This window comes from Streptomyces sp. HUAS MG91, from assembly GCF_040529335.1.
Classification (GTDB): domain Bacteria; phylum Actinomycetota; class Actinomycetes; order Streptomycetales; family Streptomycetaceae; genus Streptomyces; species Streptomyces tabacisoli.
On the sequence record NZ_CP159534.1, the window covers coordinates 154,053 to 172,887 of the forward strand.

The following is an 18,835-nucleotide window of genomic DNA, read 5'->3' on the forward strand; positions in this document are numbered from 1 at the left end:
ACCGCCGTGACCTGCGACGCGCCGCCGAGGGGCCCTGTCACACCCCTGATCGTCAGACCCCGGTACAGCGCGGCCTGCCTGCGCGGCTTCCAGCGGGGCAGCATGGACGATGGCAGCTTCCGCCGATCACCGGCCGGTGAGCGGCCGGATGCCCGTATCTTCGGCAGCACCCTGTGAAAACGTTCAAGGAGCGCAACTGATGAAGCACATCAAGCTTGGTGACCTCGACGTTGCCCGGATCGGACTGGGCGCGATGGGCATGTCGCACGCCTACACCGGCGCCGGCAGCGACGACACCGAGTCCATCCGCACCGTGCACCGCGCCCTGGAACTGGGCGTCACCCTGATCGACACCGCCGAGGTCTACGGCCCGTACCTCAACGAGGAGCTGATCGGCCGGGCCCTGAAGGGGCATCGCGACGAGGTCGTGCTGGCCACCAAGTTCGGGCTGATCTCCCACACCGGCCGCGGGAGCGGCGCCGACAGCAGCCCCGCAAACATCCGGGCCGCCATCGAGGGTTCCCTCCAGCGGCTGGACACCGATCACATCGACCTCTACTACCAGCACCGCGTCGACCCCGGTACTCCCATCGAGGACGTCGTGGGAACGCTGGCCGAGCTGGTCGGCGAAGGCAAGATCCGCCACATCGGCCTGTCCGAGGCGGGCCCGGACACCATTCGCCGCGCCCACGCGGTCCATCCGGTGACCGCCGTGCAGTCCGAGTACTCGCTGTTCACCCGTGATCCCGAGGCCCAGGTCCTGCCGGTGCTGCGCGAGCTGAACATCGGCATGGTTCCCTACTCGCCCCTGGGCCGCGGCTTCCTCACCGGGACGATCCGCTCCACGGACCAGTTCGCCGACAACGACTTCCGGGCCGACAACCCGCGCTTCAGTGCCGACAACTTCCAGCACAACCTGCGCCTGGCCGACGAAGTGGCCGCCGTCGCGGGGCAGATCGGCGCCACCCCGGCGCAGGTCGCTCTGGCCTGGCTGCTGGCCCAGGGTGACGACATCGCGCCCATCCCCGGCACCCGACGGGTCTCGCGTGTCGAGGAGAACGTCGGCGCCGACGCCGTACAGCTGTCCGCCGAGCAGCTCGCCCAGCTCACCGGCCTCCCGTCGGCCGCGGGCGACACCCACAACGCGGCGCAGATGCGCATGATGGAGCGCTGACCAGCGGCGCCCGGAAGGCCCCGGCCCGGCGTGCCCGCCCGGACCGGGGCCTTCTCCTCGACAGCCTCCTCGGCAGCCATTCAAGAGAATTCATAGGGCATTGAGCCGATTTTCGTGCTCTCGGTCGGCGCCGCCACCCGCCCGCACCAGACCCCACTCGTAGGCCGCGATGACGGCTTGTGCGCGGTCCCGCAGCTCCAGTTTCGCGAACAGCCGGTTGATATGGGTCTTCACGGTGTGATCCGTGATCGTGAGTCGGCCCGCGATCTCCGCGTTGGACAGCCCCCGGGCGATCAAGGTGAGCACCTCGGTCTCACGTGCCGTGAGGTCGGCCGCGGAATGGACCGGCAGCCGTGAGGCCCGCGCGTGCACGAACTCGCCGATCACCCGCTTGGTGATCTCGGGCGAGAGCAGCGCGTTCCCGGCGGCCACCACCCGCACCGCGTGCAGCAGTTCGGGGAAGGTGGCGTCCTTGAGGAGAAAGCCGCCCGCCCCGGCCGCGAGGGCGTCGTACACGTACTCGTCGAGCCCGAAGGTCGTGAGCATCAGGACTTTCGTCGCGCCGTCGGAGGCGGCCAGGATCTCGCGGGCGGCCTCGATGCCGTTCTTGTGCGGCATCCGAATGTCGAGGAGGGCGAGATCGGGCCGCGTCCTGGCGGCGATGTGCACGGCCTGTTCACCGTCCTCGGCTTCGCCGACGACCTCGATGTCCTCCTGGGTGTTGAGGAGGTTGACGAACCCGGTGCGGACGATCGCCTGATCGTCGGCGACCAGTGCCCTGATCACACACGACTCCTTCTTCGCGCTGTTCACCCGACGCCCCAGGGGAGCTCCGCCTCCACCAGGAAACCCCCGCCCGGACCTGTGCCCGCACTGAGCCGGCCGCCGACCAGCGCCGCCCGCTCGCGCATCCCGCTCAGGCCGTGGCCCGCACCGGAGCCCGCCCCGGGCTCAGGGCCCGGACCATTGTCGTGGACGCGCAGGGTGAGCAGCTGTTCGGTGCCGTAGTCGATCTCCACCACGGTACGGGCACCGGGCGCGTGCCTGCGTGCGTTGGTCAGCGCCTCCTGGGTGATCCGGTAGGCGGACAACTCCCATGCGGCGGGCAGCGGCACCCGTTCCCCGGTGACTCTCAGCTCGGCTTCGCCACCCACCGCCCGGTGCTGCTCGATCAGTTCGGCGAGATGGTCGAGGGTCGGCTGCGGGGCGGTGAGAGTCACGTCCCCCTGGGCCTGGGGAGTGCGCAGAACTCCGAGGAGGCGGCGGAGTTCGGCCATCGAGGAGCGGGCGGTGCCGGCGATCTGCTGGAAGCCGTCGCGGGCCTCGGGAGTGAGTCCGGGGGTGGTGTAGGTGGCGCTCTCGGCCTGGACGGCGATCATCGACACCGCATGCGAGACGATGTCGTGCAGCTCGCGGGCGATGGCGGCCCGCTCGGCCTCGGCGGCCTGCTGCCGTTCCATCGCGATCAACCGGGCCTGGGCCAGGTCTCGTTCATGACGGCTCTGCTCGCGGGAGCGGACCGCGTCGCCCATCATCACGGCGGCGAAGATGACCACGGTCAGCACGAAGGACTCGGCGAACAGGCCGAGTGAGTCCTTCTGCCACAGCGGCGGCACCGGCAGGTTCATCCGCGACCAGGTACGTATGTGCACCAGGTTGACGCACACAGCCCCCAGTGCCCCGCCCACGACGGTCACCGCCGGGTGGCACACCCGGTAGCGGCCCAGGGTGTAGAAGCCGATCAGCCCGCTGGCCATGATCGAGAGGTACAGACTGACGTCGCCGGCGAACCCGAGCAGTCCGGCGGCCACCGTCACCACCGCCACGGGCGGGAAGGAGCGCCGCCACATCAGCGAGGCGGAGGAGACGAGCACGCCGGTCACGGTGGTCAGGGATCCGGGATAGGCGATCAGCTCGGCCACGGCACCGACGGTCAGGGCACCGCCGGTGACCCAGGGGTGGGCGGGTGAGGCTGTCCAGGCGCGGAACCGCTGGTGAAGGGACGGACGCATACCTCCATGATCCGTGCCGACGCGGCCGCGCGCGTCACCGCACGGGTTGAGCCTGAGGCCGGATGTCATGCCACGGGTTGAGTTCCAGGTGCGGAGCCTCGGTTGACGCCCCCCGGCCTGCGGGTTCGTAGCGTCGACGAGCATGACGAGGCGTCTTGAACAGTGCGGGTGGCACATCCGGTACGTACGCGACGAGCGATGGCAGCCGGGCCGTGCGGGCCTGGTGCTCGATGTCGCGGCCGCGCTCAAGTGGACGGCGCCGTCCGCGGCGCCGGCACTGATCGCGGTAGGTCGGGGCCACAGGTACGCGCCCTCCCGGAAGAAGGCCCTCGTATGACGGAACACTCCAGCCCGCGCACGCTGATCGTCACCAATGACTTCCCGCCCCGGCAGGGCGGCATCGAGACGTTCGTCCGTGAACTGGCCGACCGGTTCCCGCCCGACCGGGTGGTCGTCTTCACCTCATCGCCGCGGACGGCCACGGCACAACCGGCATCCGACGAGTCCTTCCCGTACCCGGTGATCCGTCACCGGGTACACACCCTCCTGCCCACGCCACGGGCCACCGCGCACGCCGCGTCCGTGGCCCGCCAATACGGCTGCGAGCGGGTGTGGTTCGGCGCGGCGGCGCCGCTCGGTCTGATGGCGGACCGGCTGCGGCGGACCACGGACATCCGCGCCGCCGTCGCCACCACGCACGGCCACGAAGTCTGGTGGGCCCGCACCCCTGGGACCAGGACGCTGCTGCGCCGCATCGGCACGCAGGCCGACGCGCTCACCTGGCTGGGTACGAGCACCCGCCGCCCGATCGAGGCGGCCCTGGCTCCCGGCACCCGCACCGCACGCCTGGTCCCCGGCGTGGACACCACAGCGTTCCGCCCCGGCCTGGACGGCGGCCCGGTGCGGGCCCGCTACGGCCTGGGGCGCCGCCCCGTGATCCTTTGCGCGGCCCGGCTGGTTCCACGCAAGGGCCAGGACACTCTGGTCCGGGCGCTGCCCTGGATCCGCAGGGCGGTCCCGGACGCCATGCTGCTCCTGGTCGGCGACGGTCCGTACGCCCGCGAACTGCGGCAAGCAGCCCTGGATGAAGGGGTCTTGGACTCGGTCGTCTTCGCCGGAGGCCATCCGCACCAGGCTCTCCCCTCCTTCTACGCCGCCGCTGACGTCTTCGCCATGCCCTGCCGCACCCGTAGACGCGGCCTGGAAGTGGAGGGCCTGGGCATCGTCTACCTGGAAGCCGCCGCGTCAGGACTGCCCGTCCTGGCGGGTGACTCGGGCGGCGCCCCCGACGCGGTACGCGAGGGCGAGACGGGCCATGTCGTCGACGGACATTCGGTGGCGGCAACCGCGGACCGTCTGATCAGGCTCTTGCGCAACCCCGAACTCGCCCACGCAATGGGCGCCAAGGGCCGCCACTGGGTCCAGACGGAATGGACGTGGGACCACTCCTACGCAACGCTGGCAGGGCTGCTCCAGTCAGCGGGAGCCGCCGGATGAACGAGCGCAAGCCGAAGCCGAGCGACTTGTCCGACGATCGCTGGGCACTGACCGAGCCGGTCATCACAGCGCGGAAGAAGGACCAGTCGAGCCGGTCGACGATCGGCGCCTCCGGCTCGCCGCTACCCCTTCCGGGTCCGCATCATCACCAAGGCGCCTCCTGCCGCTGCCGCCCCCACCGCTCCCATGGCCAGGAAACCCTGGGAGGAGCGCCAGGACAGCACCGACCAGCGGGACTGCGCCGAGAGCAAGGATCCCGTACTCAGCCACGACCCCGTCGAGATCAACGACAGGGACGAGCCGATCGAGCCGACCGAAAGGGCGCTGCCGATCGAGCCGACGGACAGGGCCGATCCGACGGACCCGATGGACAGCACCGAACCCACTGACCCGATCGACAACACAGAGTCCTGCGACCACAAGGACAGCACTGAATCCGAGGAGGAACAACGACCCGACCGTACCGGCGGCTTTGACATGAGGTCATTCTGCGCGCAGGACGCACGGTCCGGCAGTCCGAGCGGGGGCATCTTTCCCGAGCCCACTGTGCACGGCCAGGTGTTGCCGGAGAGCACGTTGGCGGCTGGCCAGTGAGACTGCTGTACCTACTAGTATGTACAGTAATCTCGCCATGGCCCAACAAGATCGATCCAACGACGGGGCCACCTCTTCCCTGCCCCTCCAGAACGGGTGATCGTTTTGCCATTCGTCCGCATCGACGTCCTGCGCATGCCGGCGGCCGAACTGGAAGCCGTCGGAAACGCCGTACAGCAGGCCCTCACCGAATCCATCGGCATCCCGCTCGACGACCGGTTCCAGGTCCTGACCAACCACGACGGCGTGACCGGAACGCTCCGCCACGGCACCTATCTTGACGTCCCGCGCGACGACGGCATCGTCTACATCGACATCACACTGCGGCGCGGCAGGACCGCCGGACAAAAGCAGCGGATGTACGCGCTGGTGTGCCAGCGCCTCACGGAACAGACGCGGGTCGCACCCCACAACGTGTTCATCGCGGTCCACGAGAACGGCGAGGCCGACTGGTCGCTCGGCCATGGCAGAGCGCAGTACCTGTAGACGCCTGGACGCCCTCCGGAGGAGACCGGTTTCCCTTTCCGAGCGGTCTGCATGGATCCTCGCGCCAGCGGGTCCGGACTCCAGTTGTGACCATGAGCCCTAAAGTCTCACCATGAGCGACTGGATGATTACCCTAGGTCGAGGAAAGGCGCGGCGTCCTCGGGCGTTGTCCCCGCTCCGGGAGCATCTCCGCGACACGTTCTGGTTCGCCCCCACGGCGGCGATGATCGTGGTGTGCCTGGTGTGGTGGGTTGCTTCCTGGGCTGACGAGGCAATCGTGTCGGCGCTCCAGGACGACGGGGAGTTCGACGCGGTCAAGGATCTGATGGGGATCGCCGACGATGTGAAGACCGTCGTCACCACCATCAGTTCGGCGATGATGACCTTCATCGGTGTCGTGTTCAGTATTTCGCTGGTGGCCGTGCAGATGGCGGGCGGACAGCTCACCCCGCGCGTGGTGCGCCTTTTTGTGCGGAGCCGGATCACCAAGCTCACGTTCGCCGTCTTTCTCGCCACGTTTCTGCTGTCGCTGCTGGTACTGACCTCGTACGACGGGGAGCAGGACCCGAAACTCGTCAGCACGGTGCCCTTTCTCCAGGCGTTCCTCACCCTGGCCTTGGTCGCGTTGAGTCTGCTCTTGTTCGTCATGTACGTGAATTCGACGCTGCGGATGATGCGGGTGGGCCATGTCGTCGACCGGGTCGCCCGGGAGGCGTTCCGGGTCGTGGCGCGGATTCCGTACGGGGACGCGGCCGACGGCGACCTCGGGCCGGAGAGCGGGCTCGTGGCCTACGAGGGCCGGGCGGGGGTGCTGCGGGACGTGAACATCGCACGGCTCGTGTGGATCGCCCGCCGCCGCGGTGTGGTGCTCCGGATGATCCCCCGGATCGGGGATTTCGTGGTGCCCGGGACGATGATGTTCTCGGTGCACGGAGGACCGGCCCCGTCCCGGCGCCAGTTGCAGTCCTGCGTTTTCGTGGGGGTCGAGCGCGCGTTCCATCAGGACCTCGGGTTCGGCCTGCGGGTGCTCGCCGATGTCGCGCTGCGAGCCCTGTCCGCGGCCGTGAACGACCCGACGACCGCGGTGCAGGCGATCGACCGGATCGTGCAGTTCCTCGCGGTCGTGGGGCGCGGCCCGCTGGACACGCTGCGGTACAGGGATCGCGGCGGCGCCGTCCGTCTGGTGCAGCCGGTGCCGAGCTGGGGCGAACTGGTCGACCTGGCGTTCACCGAGGTCCGGGGCTGCGCCGCGGACACCCCGCAAGTCACGCGGCGGCTGCTCGCCGGGTTCGACGATCTCCTGTCGCTCGTGCCCGAGGAACGGCGGGAGCCGTTGCTGCGGCACCGGGAGCTGCTGACGCGGAACGTGGAGCGGTCGGTGCCGGATGCCGCCGACCGGAACTTCGCGCTGCGTCCCGACCGGCAGGGCATCGGCTGACGCCCGTACGTCCGGTCGGCGGGTCTCCGGCTTCGGCCGTACGGGGCGTCTCCGCTGAAGCGGCGGCCGGTCGCAGGTCGTGCGGTTGGTGTTCCGCGCGCTGCCGTCGGCCCTCGCCCGAGGTCAGGCCTGTGCGCGCCGGGCCAGCAGGACCGAGTCCTCGGCCTCCACCGGACCACTGTCCCGGTGGAGCACGCGGGAGCGCTGCTCCACGACGACGGGCTCGAAGTCGTCCGGCAGGCCGGGCAGGAGCTCGGCGGCCAGGAACATCGCCTTCCGGTGGCTCTCGGAGAGCTGCGTGAACTCGTGGGACGGCGCGTGACCGACGACCAGCAGCAGTCCGCCGGGGGCCACGGCCCCGGCGAGGCGGCGGGTCACCTCGACCATGCCGCCGTCGGGGGCGTGCAGATAGTGGCTCGTGACCAGGTCGTACGCCCGCTCGCCCGCGTCGAAGGTGCGGGCGTCGACCTGCCACCAGTCGACGCGCTCGGCGAATCCGGCCTGCTCGGTGTGGCGGGCGGCGCGCGCGAGCCCCTCGGCCGAGAAGTCGGCGCCGGTCACGCGCCAGCCCTGCCCGGCCAGCCAGACGACGTCGCCGCCCTCGCCGCACCCGACGTCGAGCGCGGTTCCGGGCGTGAGGCGGCCGGCGGCGGCGACGAGTTGCGGGTTGGGCTCGCCGCTCCAGAAGCGCTCCTGCCCCGCGTACCGCTCGTCCCAGCCGGCCGGTTCGAACATCGCGGCGGCCGCCTGCTCGTCGTGGTTCTCGTGCCGGCCGTCTCCGCCGTGCTCGTGGTGTCCGGACACTGGATGCCTCCCGTTGTTCGTGCTGCCGCGTCGCCACCAGGCCTTCCGCGCGGGGCGCCCTGTCGATCCTGCTCGGATCCGTGCTGCCGCGCACACAATGTTGCCGGATCAGCAATTCGGTCCGGGCCGTCGCATGTGGCCGCAGGGTGTGGACGGATCACCTCCGGTCACTCAAATACATCTCAGGGGGATAAGAAGCCAAGAGGGACCGCGAGTCTTGATCACCACTGACGCCGCTGATTGGCTGGCCAACATGAATGATCTCGGACCCGTTGCGTGGCCGCCTGCACCGATCAAGACCGAGAGGCTCGTGCTACGTGAGCCCGAGGCCCGGGACCGTGCGGCGTTCATAGAGCTGCACGCCTCGTCGGAGGTGCACACCTACCTCGGCGGCCCCCGCCCGCGTGACGAGCTCGAGCGCGAGATGCCCGAGGTGCCCGGGCGGCGGCCCGGGAGTTTCGTCGTCGACCTTGACGGGGCGATGATCGGCCAGATCCTGCTCAGGAGGGTGACGGAGCACCTTTGTCCCACTGCCGTGGGGAAGGTCGATCTCGGCTATCTGTTCCTGCCGCGGGCGTGGGGATTCGGGTATGCCGGCGAGGCGTGCGCGGCGGCGCTGGGCTGGCTCGAAGACGTCCTTCCGGGTGAGCCGGTGGTGCTCGCCACCCAGACCGCCAACGTCCGTTCGATGCGCCTCGCGGCAAAGCTGGGATTCACCGAAGCGGAGCGGTTCCGGGCCTGGGACGCCGATCAGTGGCTCGGCCTGCGGGCCCCGGTCATGCCCTCTGATTGAGTTCGCGCTCGGCAGCGTGGCTCTGGCGGAGTGCCGTTGTACTCGTCGACGAAGTCGGTCGGGGTGACGAAGCATGCAGGCACGAGAGATGCCCATTTCTGCGGCGACATGAGCGATCGGCCGTGTCCGACACCGCATGATCAGCCGGCGTCCGCCCTCTGTGGGCAGCGGTGCGTTCGCATGGGTCATGTACTGATTCGCCTTCCGCGAAGGTCGGGCCGCACGGGACAGGAGGAGGCAGTCACACGAGCACGTCGCGTCGGGCGTCGGCGGCCGTGTGCCGGTTGACGGCCCAGACAAGGAGTGCGCAGAGCGCGAAGGCGGCGCCGAGAAGGCTGGATCCGGCCCACCCTGCGGCCGAGTACACCGCGGTGGTGCCGGTCGCCCCGAGGGCGGAACCGAGGGAGTAGAAGAGCATGTAGCCGCCGATGACGCTGCTCGTCCGGTGTGGGTACGCGGCCGTGAGCAGGTGTTGATTGCTGACGTGTACCGCCTGCACCGCGAAGTCGAGAACGATCACGCCGACGATGACCGGCCAGAGCGACCAGGACGCTTGTCCGGTCGCCAACCATGAAGCGGCCAGCAGGAGAAGTGCGCTGCCGGTGATGACGTTGGCGCGGCCGGCATCGGCCCCCTCCCCGGCTCGGGACGCGCCCAACGCCCCGGCGAGCCCGGCGATCCCGAAGAGACCGATCTGGGCCGTGCTCAGATGCCATGGCGCGGCTGCGAGCGGCAGAGCCAGGCCGCTCCAGAGCGTGCCGAAGGAAGCGAACAGGAAGAACGCGATCAGTCCACGCGAGACGAACAGCCGCTCACGGAACAGGCGGCCCAGCGAGATCAGCACCGCGCCGTACGTGGCCCGAACGTCGCGCGGGTCGGACGGCAGGAGCCTCAGCACAAAGCAGGCGAGCGCGATGAGGAGCACGGCGAGCACCACGTAGATGCTTCGCCAGCCCCAGAGCGCGGCCAGACTTCCCGCGAGCACACGAGCTCCGAGAATGCCGATGATGACACCGGAGGTCACGGCTCCGAGTGTGCGGCCGCGTTCCGCCCCCGTGGACAGGTCGGCGGCGAAGGCGACCGTGGTCTGAACGACGACCGCGAACAATCCGGCGAGGGCCAGCCCGACAAGGAGGAGCCACAGCTGGGCAGCGACTGCGGCCAGAGCCATACCGACCGCAGCGAGGAGAAGATGCACGGCAATGAGCTTGCGCCGGTCGAACATGTCCCCCAGCGGGACGAGAAGGGCCAAGCCGATCAGGTAGCCGAGCTGTCCCGTGGTGACGATCCATCCCAAGTCGGCTTCCGGAAGGTCCAGATCGCCGCCGATCTGGGCCAGTACGGGCTGCGCCACATAGACCGTCGCGACCGCGACCGCGCAGATCACGGCGAACAGCATCCTCCGGCCAGACGTAAGACTCACTGACGCACCTCCAATGAGTAGCAAAATGCAACCGACGTGAAGGTACGGCAGAATGGTTTCGATCCGCAACTCTTCAGGAGGAGTCATGGCTCGCACAGCGCCCCATGCCGAGGGGATGTCCTGGACCGACCCCGACTGCCCCGTCGCACGCACACTCGACCTGGTCGGAGATCGATGGAGCCTGCTGATCATTCGCGACGCGATGGACGGCGCACGAGCGTTCACCGACTTCCAGCACCGCACCGGAATCGCGCGGAACATCCTCACCGACCGCCTGCGACGTCTGGTCGAACGAAATGTCTTCGAGCGGCAAACCGCTTCAACAGGGCGGCGACAGAACTACGTCCTCACAGAGGCGGGCCGCGACCTCTTCGCCGTCATCGTCGCTGCGCGGCAGTGGGGCGAACGGCACGCCTTCGCACCCGCTGAAACCCACTCGGTCCTCGTTGACGAAAGCGGTCTCCCGCTCCCAGAGTTGCGTCCCGTCGATGCGAACGGCAGGCCCGTGGACGTCGATACGACGTTTGTGCTGCACGAGCACTGACGTCGAGGGAAGCCACCTGCCACTCCCAGTGGCAGGTGACATGGTGGGCCGTCAGTGCCGGGGCAACCCCAACCGGCCAGATGTGGCCTAGGGAGTCAGACCGAGCGGCTGCGGCGGGTAGCTCACTCCGTAGATGCGGGCGAACCTGTTCGCCGGCGCCGCCGAACCACCGTGCCGTTCGAGGAAATAGGCGCGAGCCATGGACTTCATCTGCGCCCCGTCCACGTACACGATCCACCGGCTGGACGATTGATCGAACTGCGCCGCCTCGACAGCCGCGGCCAGTCCCTGGTCAGGTCCGTACCGAAGGCGCTCCCCCAGTGCGATGAATCGCTTCAGGACGTCGAGCTCGGAGCGGTGCAGGGCCACTTTCTGCAATCCGGCCTCGGGCACCGCGACGCCGGCCGGCGCTGCGCGCTTGTGCGCGTACAGCAGGACATCCCAGCCGTCCGCCGTGAGCTGCACCGCCCAGCGCACGGGCCTGCCCGCGCCCACCGACAGCTCCGCCCGGTCTTCAGCGGCTGCCTCGCGAACCAGCCCGAGCCTGACCAGAGGACTCGCGGTACGAGCGTCGAGGCCCGACCCCGCGGTCACCCAGCCGTCCTGCTCGCCTTGCATGTCCGCGACACGCCGCAACAGCGTGATGTGCCCACCCGACCGCCCCACCCGTGACCTCCCCAGTCCGCGATGGCGAGACGCTAGCGCGCGGCAGCGACTCTTGGGGTCGGTTTTACCCGGCGCCCCTCGAAAGGGAGGGACGCCGAACGCGATGCACGCGCGTTCGAGGCGGAGTCAAGCGTGGCCCCTGTCGCGGCTCCTCGCCGCGACATTCCCGGTCGATCGCGGCCTCTCGGTCCGAGCGACGAGGAGATGCCGCGCCCGACCGTCGGCATCGCCTCGAACTGGACCGCGACGATGCCCCGCAACCGACACACCGTGACCTGGCACGCCGCGTCGCCACGAGAGTGCGCCGGGCCGGGAATCAGCCCGAGGTGCCGTCGAGGACCTCCCGCAGCCGGTGCGCGAACTCGTCCGGCTTCCCGGGATATCCGAACTCTCCGTCGCTGAAACCGCCGTGGTGGCTCGGGAACACGGTCGCCCGTCGACCGAGGAGCTCGGCGGTCGCGGCCGACGTGCGTCCGGTCAGTACGTCGGCGGACTCCTCGCCCACGGCGATCACGACGCGTGTCGGCGCGGCGGCGATCGCCTCCGCGTCGGGCCGGTAGCCGCTGACCGCCGACGACCGGTCGGACAGCAGCGGATCGTCACGCGATCCGTCGTCGTCCGTGGGCATCCCGAACGCGGCAGGGTCCGCCTCCGGCTGTGCGAAGTACGCGTCGGTGAACTCCCCCTTCCAGGACGTCAGGGCCACGAACGCGGCCATCCCGGCCCCCCACCCGCGCTTCTCGTACGCCTCCCGGACACCGGCGAACGCGCGCTCGGCCGCCGGGCCGTCCGGCGTGAGCGTGATGAGCGGCGGCTCGTGCGCGACCAGGGTGGTCACGTCTCCCGGGTACTTCGCCACGAGCGCGAGCGCGGTGACCGCGCCGCCGCTGCTGCCGAACATCTCCACGGGCCCGGCTCCGAGCGCCTCGATGACGGCGTGCACGTCGTCGGCCTGGGTCTCGGGCGTGTGATCGGTCCGCCCGTCCTTGCGCGTGCTGCGGCCGATCCCGCGCGGGTCGTAGGTGACGACCGTCCGTTCGGGAAAGCGTGCCGCGAGCGCGGCGAATCCTGTGGCGTCCATGGGCTGTCCGATCATGAACAGCGGAGGGCGCCCGTCCGCGGTCGGCAGCGGCCCGCGGATGTCATGGACGAGGTCCGCGCCGGCTGTCTCAAGTGTGCGAGTCTCCATGCCCGTACAGACCGGCCCTGCCCCGGAAGCTCATCGGAGTCGTAGGCCCCGAGATCATTCGACCGCTCCCGGCCGCTGACCCGCGACCACCTTCAGGAGGTCCTGCGCCGCGTCACCGGTACGGACGTGACGCTGACCGACGTGCACCGGGCGTCGAGCTTCACCGATCGCGCGATGCAGACCACCACCTACCGTCAAGGGCGCGTGCTGCTCGCCGGCGATGCCGCGCACATCCACTCACCGCTCGGCGGCCAGGGACTCAACCTCGGCATCGGGGACGCCGTCAACCTCGGCTGGAAGCTGGCCGCGACCGTCCGCGGCACCGCACCCGAGGGCCTGCTGGACACCTACACCAGCGAGCGCCATCCCGTGGGCGCCGCGATCCTCGACTGGTCGCGCGCCCAGGTGGCGACCATGAAGCCGGGCCCCAACACCCCCGCGCTGCGCCGGCTGGTCCACGACCTGCTGAGCACCACGGACGGCACGACCCTCGCCAACCGCCGGACCACGGGCCTGTTCAACCGCTACGACCTGGGCAGCAGCCACCCCCTCGTCGGCGCCACCGCCCCCGACTTCCGTCTCCAGGACGGCGCTCGCCTCGGTGAACTGCTGCGCCGGGGCCAGGGCGTCCTGCTCGACTTCCGCGCGAGCGAGGCACTGCGGAGCGCGGCCACGCGCTGGAAGGGGCAGATCCGTCATGCCGCCGGACCGGCACGCGACGACCTCGGCTGCACCGCGGTCCTCGTGCGCCCCGACGGCGTCGTCGCCTGGGCCGCCGGGGACGACCTGGACGTCGACGCCTTCGCGCAGGCCGCCCACCGCTGGTTCGGTGCGGTGACGGCCGCGCCCGAGCCGTCCCGGACTGCTCGCCGTCACGACGACCTGATTTGCTAATCTGCGCGGATGGACGAGGTGCTTGACGAGGGGCCGTTCTTTCACGGCACAAAGGCTGATCTGCGGGTCGGAGAGCATCTCACCGCCGGTTTCCGTTCCAACTACCGGCCCGAAGTGGTGATGAACCACATCTACTTCACCGCGTTGCGCGACGGCGCGGGACTCGCGGCGGAACTCGCCGTCGGAGACGGCGCCCCTCGGGTGTATCTCGTCGAACCGACCGGGGAGTTCGAGAACGACCCCAACGTCACTGACAAGAAGTTCCCCGGGAATCCCACCCGCTCCTACCGCAGCAGGGAACCTCTCCGGATCGTCGGCGAGGTCACCGACTGGACGCGACTGACGCCCGAAGCCCTCCAGGGGTGGCGGGACCGGCTTGCCGCCCTGCGCGCGGATTCCCGCGCCGAAATCATCAACTGAACGCAGCCCGGCCACCGCGGTCGCCGTGGCCCCGACGAGCCCTGCTCGTTGGACAGCCATGAGCGAACACGATGACGCACGAGACGCCGGCCGCACCCTCCGCACCTCCCGAACGTCCGGGCCCACCTTCACCTCCGCCCTCGACCAGCTGCGCGCCCCTGTCCCCCGGCAGCCCGCGCAGGATCGTTCCGCTGCGATCAGGCAGCGGCGCCGCAACGAGGCGGTCGCGGCCCGGCTGCGGGCCGCCGTTCATCTGGGCCGGCTGCTCGCCGCACACACCACGGCCGAGCTGGAGGAAGCGATCGGGGCGTGCGCCCGGCACCGGCTCACCGACGCCTACGAACAGCTGCGCCTGGGCACCGGATCGCTCCGTGGACTGCCCGAACCCGTACGCCAGCTGCGCGCGGCTCGTCCCCACTGGTGGGGCCTGCGCGCGAACTGACCGCGGACGCGGCGGTGCCGGCCGGGGATTTTCCCGGCCGGCACCGCCGCGGTGACCTGCCCCGGCCTGCGCCCGCCGAGGTGAGTGGCTCAGTAACGGCGGTTGGGGAAATGCGGGTCCGACCAGCGCGCGGGGCCGGTGAGTCCGATCAGGCGGATGCGGTGGAGCAGTTCGTCGGGGGCGTGCTGGGCCCGTAGCCGTGGTGGGGCGTGGCGGACGAGCCAGGTGGCGAGCTCCGCGCGCAGGTCATCCTCGTTCTCCCAGGTGTCCCAGGGCAGTTCGTCACCGAGAAGGTGGTACTCCCAGCGGTCTGCCGCCACGACCAGGTGCCGGTCGGCGACGCGGTGATCGGCCTCCTCCCAGACCCTGAGCCACGGCCCCAGCGTGGCGGATGCCTCGGCGCACAGGGCGAGGATCTGGTGCGCGGGAACGGCGGGAGACGGATCGCGCAGCGTCCACGCCCACCAGGCGTGCAGGAACTCCCACACCGCCGCGCGCTGCGGCTCGGGCCATTCCTGCCAGCCGCCGCGGCTGAACGAGCGCCCGACCTCGTCGATGCGGGACATCGGCTGCCCACCGGCCAAGGCCCTGGAGAACTCGGGAAGGATGCGGCGCAGCACCGCACCGTGATCTTTCCAGTCCGAGGCATTCCACGTGCGGTACAGAAGGTCCGGGCCCAGCTCGACGTCCGGGATCTTCAGCAGGGCGAGCTCTTCTTCACCGCCCCAGTGGCAGTCGCACTGCGCCTCGTCCTCGCGTGCGGTCGCCCCGCGGAACGTGGAGGCCACGCGCTCCAGTGCGCGGTCGAGCCTCAGTCGTGCGGAGTTGTCGTCCATGTCCATGGTGTTCGGCACAACCTCAGGGACTCCGGGTGGTGGCGCCACCCGAAGATCGCGACAGTACCCGGCCACATCCGTCCATGTCAGCGGTGTTGTCGCTGTCTAACGGCCAGCTGTTGTTCGTATTCGGACAACAGTGAAGATTTGACCACTCGGTTGTGGAGAGGGCGGGATGATTCCGTGACGTCGCCGAGGTGACGGTTCTGCCGGGTGTTCCGACCGGGCAGGGCTGTCGCGGTCCCGGCCGACGCAGTGTTGACGCGCGTTCGGTGTCTCGTGGGATGCGCGGTACGGGGGCTCTGTCGTCGGCCGGTGGGTGAGCCGTCGGCCGGTGGAGGCCCGCACGACCGCACGGCTGCCGGTCCTCGGGGGCTCCCGGCCCCGCTGTCAGGGTGCGGACATGATGAAGGGGAACTTCTTTGATCCGTGCACTCTCCAGACCGTCCGGGTTCTCCGGAGGCGTCGGACGTTTCGCAGCGGGCAGGTCGCCGTGGGCCGGCTGGCGGCGCATGACCGCTCTCGCCGTCGGCGGGACGCTGACGCTCGCGGGCATGGCGGCCCTCCCCGGGGCCGCGCAGGCCGCCACCGGTCCGACGGCGTACGTGGCGAACTTCTACGGGGACACCCTCTCGGTGGTCGACACGAGCACGAACACGGTCACCGACAGCATCACGGTCGGGAACAGTCCCGTCGGGGTCGCGGTCGACCCGGCCGGCGGGCGCGCCTATGTGACCAACTTCGACGAGGCCACCGTCTCGGTCGTCGACACGGACACCGACACGGTCAGCGCGACCATTCCCGTCGGCAGCAATCCCCTCAACGTCGCCGTCGCCCCGTCCGGAGCCTTCGCCTACGTCGCGAACAGCGGCGGGACGACGGTCTCGGTCATCGACACCGCGACCAACGCGGTGAGCGCCACCATTCAGGTGGGGAACTCCCCCAACGGCGTGGCGATCTCCCCGTCGGGCTCCACCGCGTACGTGACCAACAACAACGAGGGCACGGTCTCGGTCATCGACACCTCGACCGGCACGGTCACCGACACCGTCACGGTCGGGGCGTCGCCCTCCGGTGTGGCGGTCAGCCCCTCGGGGAGCGTCGCCTACGTCACCAACAGCGGCGGGACCACCACCTCGGTCATCGACACCGCGACCAAGACGGTCAGCGGCACCATCACGGTCGGGACCGCCCCGAACAGCGTCGCGTTCGACGCGTCGGGCACGCGGGCCTACATCGCCGACCGGGGCAGCGACGACGTGAAGGTGATCGACACGGCGACCTCGGCCGTGACAGCGACCGTCGCCGTCGGCGACGGCCCGGCCAGGGTCGCGGTGGCCCCGTCCGGCACGGCCGTCTACGTCACCGACGTGGACGACGGCGCCGTCTCCGTGATCGACACCGGGACCCTTGACGTCACGGCCACCGTCGGCGGGTTCACCGGCCCGTACGGTCTGGCCTTCACGGCCCCGCCGTCTCCCGCACGGGCCGACGTCGACGTCCGGCTCGCCGCCCAGCCGCACCTGAGCATCCTGGTGCCGTACCTCTCCTACACCCTCACCGCTCGCAACACCGGCCCCAAGGCCGTCACGTCCGCGACCCTCACCGCGAAGCTCCCCGCGGGCGCCAGGGCGACCAACCTCGCCGCGGGTTGCACCGCCGCCGGGACCACGGTCACCTGCACCTACGGAACGATCGCCGACAACACGAGCGTGAACAAGACGTTCCGTGTCCCGCTGAACCTGCTGACGCTCGGGCCGGTCAAGGTGTCCGGTCAGCGCACCGCTTCCGCCCCGTCCGATCCCAACCCCGCCAACGACACGGCATCCGTCACCTGCAACGCCGTCTCGGTGGTCCTGGTCACCTGCCCCTGATCCGGGCCCTGCGGCGTCTCCGACCGGGCCGGCGGCCCGCCGGGGGCGCCGCAGGTACACCCCGCCGGGGTGGTCCCGGTGACACCACGGTCCGGGGCCGAGCCCTCCTGCCGAACTCCCGCGCGCCGAGCAGCATTTCGTCCAGGACACATCGGCGGACGAGGGAGACATGATGGCCGGTCACACGCGGCGACGGGTTCTGCGGGGCACGGCGCTCGCGGCGGCGGGAAGTGTGGTGGGCGGGTTCGGGCCCGGCCGCCTCGCGCCCTCCGCCCGGGCGGAGGGTTCGGGCGGCGCGGCGTCGTCGCCGTTCCTGGAGGGGGCTTTCGCTCCCGTCAGCGAGGAGCTGACGGAGTTCGACCTGCCGGTGAGCGGCCGCGTGCCGCGCGAGCTGAACGGCCGCTATCTGCGCACCGGTCCGAACGCGCTGGGCCTCGAAGATCCTCGGGCCCACCACTGGATGCTCGGCGACGGCATGGTGCACGGCGTGCGCCTGCGCGACGGCCGTGCCGAGTGGTACCGCAACCGGTGGGTGCGCTCCGCGCAGGTGGCGCGGAAACTGGGCGAGCCGTACCCGGGGGAGGCGCCGCCCGACGACTTCGCGTGCAACACCAATGTGATCCCGTACAAGGGGCGGATCCTGGCGCTTCAGGAGAGCGGGCCGCTGCCCTATGAACTGGACGGCGACCTTCGCACGGTGCGCCCGTACGACTTCCGCTCCACGCTCGATGGCGCCTTCACCGCACACACCAAGTACGACGCGGCGGCCGACGAGCTGCACGCCGTGGCGTACTACCCGACCTGGGACCACGTGCGGCACCTCGTGATCGACGGGTCGGGCCGGGTGGCGCGCACCCACCGGATTCCGCTGGCGGGCGCGCCGATGATGCACGACTTCGCGCTCACGGAAAAGTACGTCGTGCTCGTGGACGTGCCGGTCACGTTCGACGCGGCGGCGGCCGGGGCGGGCGCCCCGGTGCCGTACGTGTGGAACGAGCGGCATCCGATGCGGCTGGGGGTCATGGCGCGCTCGGGCGGCGCCACCCGCTGGTTCGAGATCGACCCGGTCTTCTACTCGCACACCCTCAACGCCTACGACGAGGGAGACACCGTCGTCGTCGAGTACACCTCGATGCCCGCCCCCTTCTCTGTGGCGGGCCGGGGCAGCGGCGGTCCCTCGACGACCGGCGCCCCGACACTCGACCGCTGGGTCGTCGATCTGCGCGCCGGGCACGTGCGCACGGCCCGCCTCGACGACTTGCCGCAGGAGTTCCCGCGCGTCAACGAGGCTCTCGTCTCCCGCCGGCACCGCTACGGTTACGCGGCGAGCGCGGCCGAGATGTGGCGCGCGTACGAGACGGTCGACGGAGTACCGCCGGACGAGAGGTTCAGCAACTGCCTGGTGAAGCACGACATGCTGCGCGGCACCAGGCAGGTGCACCGTTTCCCGCGCGGCGCGGCCGCCTCCGAGCCGGTGTTCGTGCCGCGCCTCGGGGCGCGCGACGAGGACGACGGCTATGTCCTCGCCTACGTGCACGATCCGGATCGCGGCGCGTCCGACCTGGTGATCCTCTCCGCACAGGACTTCACCGGTCGTCCGCTGGCCCGGGTCCGGCTGCCGGGCCGGGTGCCGCTCGGCTTCCACGGCAGCTGGGTCGCGGACGCGTAGCGGCAGCTGGTTCACCGACGGGCGCTGTGTCCGGTCGTCCCTGCCGGGCGGCAGCCCGTTGTCAGTGGCGGGGTGCATGA

The 18,835-nt window shown here is 70.3% G+C and carries 19 protein-coding genes and 2 pseudogenes; 12 read left to right on the forward strand and 9 right to left on the reverse strand.

Annotated elements, in window-relative coordinates:
* Nucleotides 1-199 precede the first annotated feature (199 nt).
* Nucleotides 200-1,174, forward strand: a complete 975-nt coding sequence (locus ABII15_RS00760; protein ID WP_353940257.1) for an aldo/keto reductase — start codon at nt 200-202, stop codon at nt 1,172-1,174.
* A 90-nt stretch (nt 1,175-1,264) separates the two neighbouring features.
* Here ABII15_RS00760 and ABII15_RS00765 read toward each other — a convergent pair whose 3' ends face one another.
* Together ABII15_RS00765 and ABII15_RS00770 are read right to left on the reverse strand one after the other, a co-directional pair.
* Nucleotides 1,265-1,960, reverse strand: coding sequence for a response regulator transcription factor (locus ABII15_RS00765; RefSeq protein WP_353940258.1), 696 nt, complete (start codon nt 1,958-1,960; stop codon nt 1,265-1,267).
* Nucleotides 1,961-1,983: 23 nt separating this feature from the next.
* Complete coding sequence (locus ABII15_RS00770; RefSeq protein ID WP_353940259.1) at nt 1,984-3,186, reverse strand: histidine kinase; 1,203 nt, start codon at nt 3,184-3,186, stop codon at nt 1,984-1,986.
* A 142-nt stretch (nt 3,187-3,328) separates the two neighbouring features.
* Here ABII15_RS00770 and ABII15_RS00775 point away from each other — a divergent pair, with 142 nt between their 5' ends.
* Both ABII15_RS00775 and ABII15_RS00780 read left to right on the forward strand, forming a co-directional pair.
* Nucleotides 3,329-3,523, forward strand: coding sequence for a hypothetical protein (locus ABII15_RS00775; protein ID WP_353940260.1), 195 nt, complete (start codon nt 3,329-3,331; stop codon nt 3,521-3,523).
* A complete protein-coding gene (locus ABII15_RS00780; RefSeq protein WP_353940261.1) occupies nt 3,520-4,683 on the forward strand; it encodes a glycosyltransferase family 4 protein in 1,164 nt (387 codons plus the stop codon). The genes ABII15_RS00775 and ABII15_RS00780 overlap by 4 nt, the downstream gene beginning before the upstream one ends.
* A gap of 122 nt (nt 4,684-4,805) precedes the next feature.
* Here ABII15_RS00780 and ABII15_RS00785 read toward each other — a convergent pair whose 3' ends face one another.
* On the reverse strand, nt 4,806-5,162 hold the full coding sequence (locus tag ABII15_RS00785) for a hypothetical protein (protein ID WP_353940262.1): 357 nt from the start codon (nt 5,160-5,162) through the stop codon (nt 4,806-4,808).
* Between the two features lie 220 nt (nt 5,163-5,382).
* Here ABII15_RS00785 and ABII15_RS00790 point away from each other — a divergent pair, with 220 nt between their 5' ends.
* Entirely contained in the window at nt 5,383-5,763 is a 381-nt protein-coding gene (locus ABII15_RS00790; protein ID WP_353940263.1) for a tautomerase family protein, read from the forward strand.
* Between the two features lie 112 nt (nt 5,764-5,875).
* Entirely contained in the window at nt 5,876-7,201 is a 1,326-nt protein-coding gene (locus ABII15_RS00795; protein ID WP_353940264.1) for a DUF2254 domain-containing protein, read from the forward strand.
* A 123-nt stretch (nt 7,202-7,324) separates the two neighbouring features.
* Here the strand turns inward: ABII15_RS00795 and ABII15_RS00800 are convergent, their stop codons facing one another.
* Complete coding sequence (locus tag ABII15_RS00800; protein WP_353940265.1) at nt 7,325-8,005, reverse strand: class I SAM-dependent methyltransferase; 681 nt, start codon at nt 8,003-8,005, stop codon at nt 7,325-7,327.
* A gap of 253 nt (nt 8,006-8,258) precedes the next feature.
* Here ABII15_RS00800 and ABII15_RS00805 point away from each other — a divergent pair, with 253 nt between their 5' ends.
* On the forward strand, nt 8,259-8,798 hold the full coding sequence (locus ABII15_RS00805) for a GNAT family N-acetyltransferase (RefSeq protein WP_353946927.1): 540 nt from the start codon (nt 8,259-8,261) through the stop codon (nt 8,796-8,798).
* Nucleotides 8,799-8,873: 75 nt separating this feature from the next.
* Here ABII15_RS00805 and ABII15_RS00810 read toward each other — a convergent pair.
* Both ABII15_RS00810 and ABII15_RS00815 read right to left on the reverse strand, forming a co-directional pair.
* Nucleotides 8,874-8,987: pseudogene (locus ABII15_RS00810) on the reverse strand (IS481 family transposase); the annotation flags it as partial.
* A 52-nt stretch (nt 8,988-9,039) separates the two neighbouring features.
* Complete coding sequence (locus ABII15_RS00815; RefSeq protein WP_353940266.1) at nt 9,040-10,197, reverse strand: MFS transporter; 1,158 nt, start codon at nt 10,195-10,197, stop codon at nt 9,040-9,042.
* Nucleotides 10,198-10,306: 109 nt separating this feature from the next.
* Here ABII15_RS00815 and ABII15_RS00820 point away from each other — a divergent pair, with 109 nt between their 5' ends.
* Complete coding sequence (locus tag ABII15_RS00820; RefSeq protein WP_353940267.1) at nt 10,307-10,765, forward strand: helix-turn-helix domain-containing protein; 459 nt, start codon at nt 10,307-10,309, stop codon at nt 10,763-10,765.
* An 87-nt stretch (nt 10,766-10,852) separates the two neighbouring features.
* Here the strand turns inward: ABII15_RS00820 and ABII15_RS00825 are convergent, their stop codons facing one another.
* Both ABII15_RS00825 and ABII15_RS00830 read right to left on the reverse strand, forming a co-directional pair.
* The gene (locus tag ABII15_RS00825) at nt 10,853-11,383 is read right to left on the reverse strand and encodes a DUF6417 family protein (RefSeq protein ID WP_353940268.1); all 531 of its coding nucleotides are present in this window, start codon (nt 11,381-11,383) and stop codon (nt 10,853-10,855) included.
* Nucleotides 11,384-11,747: 364 nt separating this feature from the next.
* A complete protein-coding gene (locus ABII15_RS00830; RefSeq protein WP_353940269.1) occupies nt 11,748-12,620 on the reverse strand; it encodes an alpha/beta hydrolase in 873 nt (290 codons plus the stop codon).
* Nucleotides 12,621-12,674: 54 nt separating this feature from the next.
* Here ABII15_RS00830 and ABII15_RS00835 point away from each other — a divergent pair.
* The 3 genes and pseudogenes from ABII15_RS00835 to ABII15_RS00845 form a co-directional block, all read left to right on the forward strand.
* Nucleotides 12,675-13,514, forward strand: a pseudogene (locus ABII15_RS00835) (FAD-dependent monooxygenase); the annotation flags it as partial.
* A gap of 9 nt (nt 13,515-13,523) precedes the next feature.
* A complete protein-coding gene (gene arr, locus ABII15_RS00840) occupies nt 13,524-13,934 on the forward strand; it encodes an NAD(+)--rifampin ADP-ribosyltransferase (RefSeq protein WP_353940270.1) in 411 nt (136 codons plus the stop codon).
* A 58-nt stretch (nt 13,935-13,992) separates the two neighbouring features.
* Nucleotides 13,993-14,376: a hypothetical protein gene (locus ABII15_RS00845; RefSeq protein WP_353940271.1), complete on the forward strand. Its 384-nt coding sequence runs from the start codon at nt 13,993-13,995 to the stop codon at nt 14,374-14,376.
* Between the two features lie 89 nt (nt 14,377-14,465).
* Here ABII15_RS00845 and ABII15_RS00850 read toward each other — a convergent pair whose 3' ends face one another.
* Nucleotides 14,466-15,218: a hypothetical protein gene (locus ABII15_RS00850; RefSeq protein ID WP_353946928.1), complete on the reverse strand. Its 753-nt coding sequence runs from the start codon at nt 15,216-15,218 to the stop codon at nt 14,466-14,468.
* A 506-nt stretch (nt 15,219-15,724) separates the two neighbouring features.
* On the opposite strand from ABII15_RS00850, the gene ABII15_RS00855 reads away from it, so the two are divergent.
* Both ABII15_RS00855 and ABII15_RS00860 read left to right on the forward strand, forming a co-directional pair.
* Nucleotides 15,725-17,086 carry a beta-propeller fold lactonase family protein gene (locus ABII15_RS00855; protein ID WP_353940272.1) on the forward strand — a complete coding sequence of 454 codons (1,362 nt, stop codon included), beginning with the start codon at nt 15,725-15,727 and terminating at the stop codon, nt 17,084-17,086.
* A 172-nt stretch (nt 17,087-17,258) separates the two neighbouring features.
* Nucleotides 17,259-18,755 (forward strand): carotenoid oxygenase family protein, encoded by a 1,497-nt coding sequence (locus ABII15_RS00860; protein ID WP_353940273.1) that lies wholly within the window; start codon nt 17,259-17,261, stop codon nt 18,753-18,755.
* The last annotated feature ends 80 nt before the right edge of the window (nt 18,756-18,835 follow it).